We start from the raw sequence: 2,526 nt of genomic DNA, 5'->3' as shown, positions 1-2,526 counted from the left end.
ATCCCAGAATATCCTCTGGGATTTTATTATGGATTTCCATCCTCGAAATATTTCCATGACTAAAACATATGGATTCTATCGCAATATTTAATTTATGCTAAACTGCTTTTAATATATCTATAAAACTGTTCATGTAGCTGCCTCATCTCATCTGGCGCTTTCATTGAATGTTGATACATGAACATATTTCCAAATTTGCTTCTGAACACGAAACTCAATCCCATGCTCAATATAGAAACCGGTGCAAGACGAAAGAAATTCATTTTGGGCGGAGATAATTCTATTCCCAATTTATGAAGTGCTGAAAAATTACGCTGCATTTGTTTTGCAGTATAGAGCATCACTTTTCCGTCATACCCCGCCTTTTCTGGGTTGTCTGCCATATAATAAGCATCCGCAATAGGTACAACCATTGCCAAGTGACTCAATTGCCAGGCATGCATATCCTGAACAATCTGATACGGTATATTAGCTTGCTTAAAGAGAGATGCCAATTTCAACAATCTTTCCGTTTTTTCTCCCGAAATCTCAGCAAAAGTTGTTTTCTGAATAAGCCTCGGAGTAAGAGCTGCGTGAAGCACATTTTCATCAAAACTTCCGCCCGCCCCCGGAAACGCAGGAACAATTCTGCCTTTTCCACAAATTTCTTCCCAATTACTATATGGTTCCAGTGTGTTGACCATTGTAACAATATTAGGGCTACAATTATTCTTTAGCTCCCTTAATGCAATATAGACTTGATTTTCTCTGACAGGCAAAAAAATAAAGTCATATAAATCGTCATCTTCCAATTTATCAATGATCGTTAATTCCGCTTTCAGAATGCTATTATCCTTAGAGTACAGCAATCCATTTTTCTTTAGAATTTCCAGCCGCTGTCCTCTTGCGTATATGCAAACATGGTGTCCGGCATCACTGAACAATGCCGCATATAAACACCCGATAACGCCAGCTCCATAAACAAGTAATTTCATCGCACAAAAACCTCTCTAATTTTTGACCAGTTTACTTAATTCTGATTATGCTACTTAGCGTAGCAAGCAATATATCTATTATTTTGCGAGTGAACGACCAATGATATATACTCCAACAGACATCTCTCCAACAGATATCCCTGCCATTAATCTGGACAGAAAATCTGTTCCGCCAAACAACCTGGAAAAAGCGAACAATGCGATTCCCATTACTATCAACAGTATACCAAATATGTACATTTCCTGTTTTCTAGCTACTGTATCCACCCAATCATGTCTAATATTTGTTCTTCGCTAAACTCTCGAATACTACTATCCGCTTTACCATTCATTAACTCGGATATGGTAATGCCAAGCTCCTGGCATAACATTTTTCTTTTGCCCACGAGAGGTAAGTCGGAACAATCGTATTGAGCGATTGTTTTACATAGGTAATATCCTATGTAGAAATTTCACCGATTTTTTGAAACGCACTTCCGACGACCTCCGTATCGCCTATGGCAATCATTGCCCATGCATTGTCACCGAGAGCGAAGTATTTACCAACAGATAATGCACCCACAGCAGGAAAATCGCCGATTGCAATTGCACCGAGGGAAATGATGCCAAAGCTAATTGCCCAGGTTGCAAATACTTCGATGAAAAAACAGCCTGTTAACAAAATACCAAGGGCAAACATAGCGATAGAAAGCAAACATCACACCGAAAGGCAAAATTTCATATTGTGAAAATCTACCTTGAGAACTCTTTATTACAATAAGTACTTTTTTAGGATTTTCTTGTCCAATGGCAGTCGCAGCATGGTTCTCCACCAGCTAGTGTGAATTTACGAATAAATGTACTACCACTTAATTCTGCCATATCATAATCATAAGTACACATTGCCGGGCAAATCTCTGGTATATCCAACAGCTTCAACAAGTACAATATACCACAGTGGGTAAAAATAGCTGAGTAACAGTTAATGTTCCTCCCCGTTTCGTAACGAAAACACCATGTATAAGGATTTCTTTCTGACCGCCTCACACTTTCCTCACCTTGTCGTTTCAACTTTGCCTGCGCTTTTGGCGTGTACTTGCTACCCAATTTAAGGAAACACTTCATAATCATATTGTTGGTCATGGCATGATGATAAAAGTCGGTAACTTGTTCAAGGTTTGGTTTCTCTTCCAATTCCAGATATACCGATGCCAGCATTGCTGCACTCAAAATATTCGTAAGAAAAGGATCTCCTTTTTCAAATTCTGGTATATCTACTAAAATATTCTGATAGCATTTCCTGGCCTTTGCCATTACTTTTCGTGGATTCTCTTTGCTCATACGATACATTTCTCGCATAAAAGAACCCTGAAAGCACCGCCACATAGCTTGTGGCATTAGCCCATTCTTCATTTTCTTATTCCCCTCCCTTTTCTTCAAAAACTATAGGCGTTTGCGAAACGCCACAAGCCGCATAAATACGGCATTTTTTAACTACAAAAAACAAATAACCCCTCACCGGATATGGTATAATAGAGTTGACGAGAAACTATAAACCATACATCCAAGAAAG

General features: G+C 38.8%; 4 protein-coding genes. All 4 read right to left on the bottom strand.

Going from position 1 to position 2,526, the window contains the following annotated elements:
• Positions 1-92: 92 nt before the first annotated feature.
• Positions 93-974, bottom strand: coding sequence for a ketopantoate reductase family protein (locus JQM82_RS15110; protein ID WP_235251227.1), 882 nt, complete (start codon positions 972-974; stop codon positions 93-95).
• 78 nt (positions 975-1,052) lie between these two features.
• Positions 1,053-1,241 (bottom strand): hypothetical protein, encoded by a 189-nt coding sequence (locus tag JQM82_RS15105; RefSeq protein ID WP_235251225.1) that lies wholly within the window; start codon positions 1,239-1,241, stop codon positions 1,053-1,055.
• A gap of 172 nt (positions 1,242-1,413) precedes the next feature.
• On the bottom strand, positions 1,414-1,668 hold the full coding sequence (locus tag JQM82_RS15100; protein WP_235251223.1) for a hypothetical protein: 255 nt from the start codon (positions 1,666-1,668) through the stop codon (positions 1,414-1,416).
• A 74-nt stretch (positions 1,669-1,742) separates the two neighbouring features.
• Positions 1,743-2,366 (bottom strand): L-2-amino-thiazoline-4-carboxylic acid hydrolase, encoded by a 624-nt coding sequence (locus JQM82_RS15095; protein WP_235251222.1) that lies wholly within the window; start codon positions 2,364-2,366, stop codon positions 1,743-1,745.
• Positions 2,367-2,526: the final 160 nt, after the last annotated feature.

It is taken from the genome of Faecalicatena contorta (assembly GCF_021531995.1).
GTDB lineage: Bacteria > Bacillota > Clostridia > Lachnospirales > Lachnospiraceae > Dorea_A > Dorea_A contorta_A.
This window is presented reverse-complemented; position numbering and strand designations above follow the sequence as displayed.

Coding starts and splice junctions, on each gene's coding strand:
- JQM82_RS15110 (WP_235251227.1), bottom strand. CDS start 974: ATGAAATTACTTGTTTATGGAGCTGGCGTTATCGGGTGTTTATATGCG.
- JQM82_RS15095 (WP_235251222.1), bottom strand. CDS start 2,366: ATGAAGAATGGGCTAATGCCACAAGCTATGTGGCGGTGCTTTCAGGGT.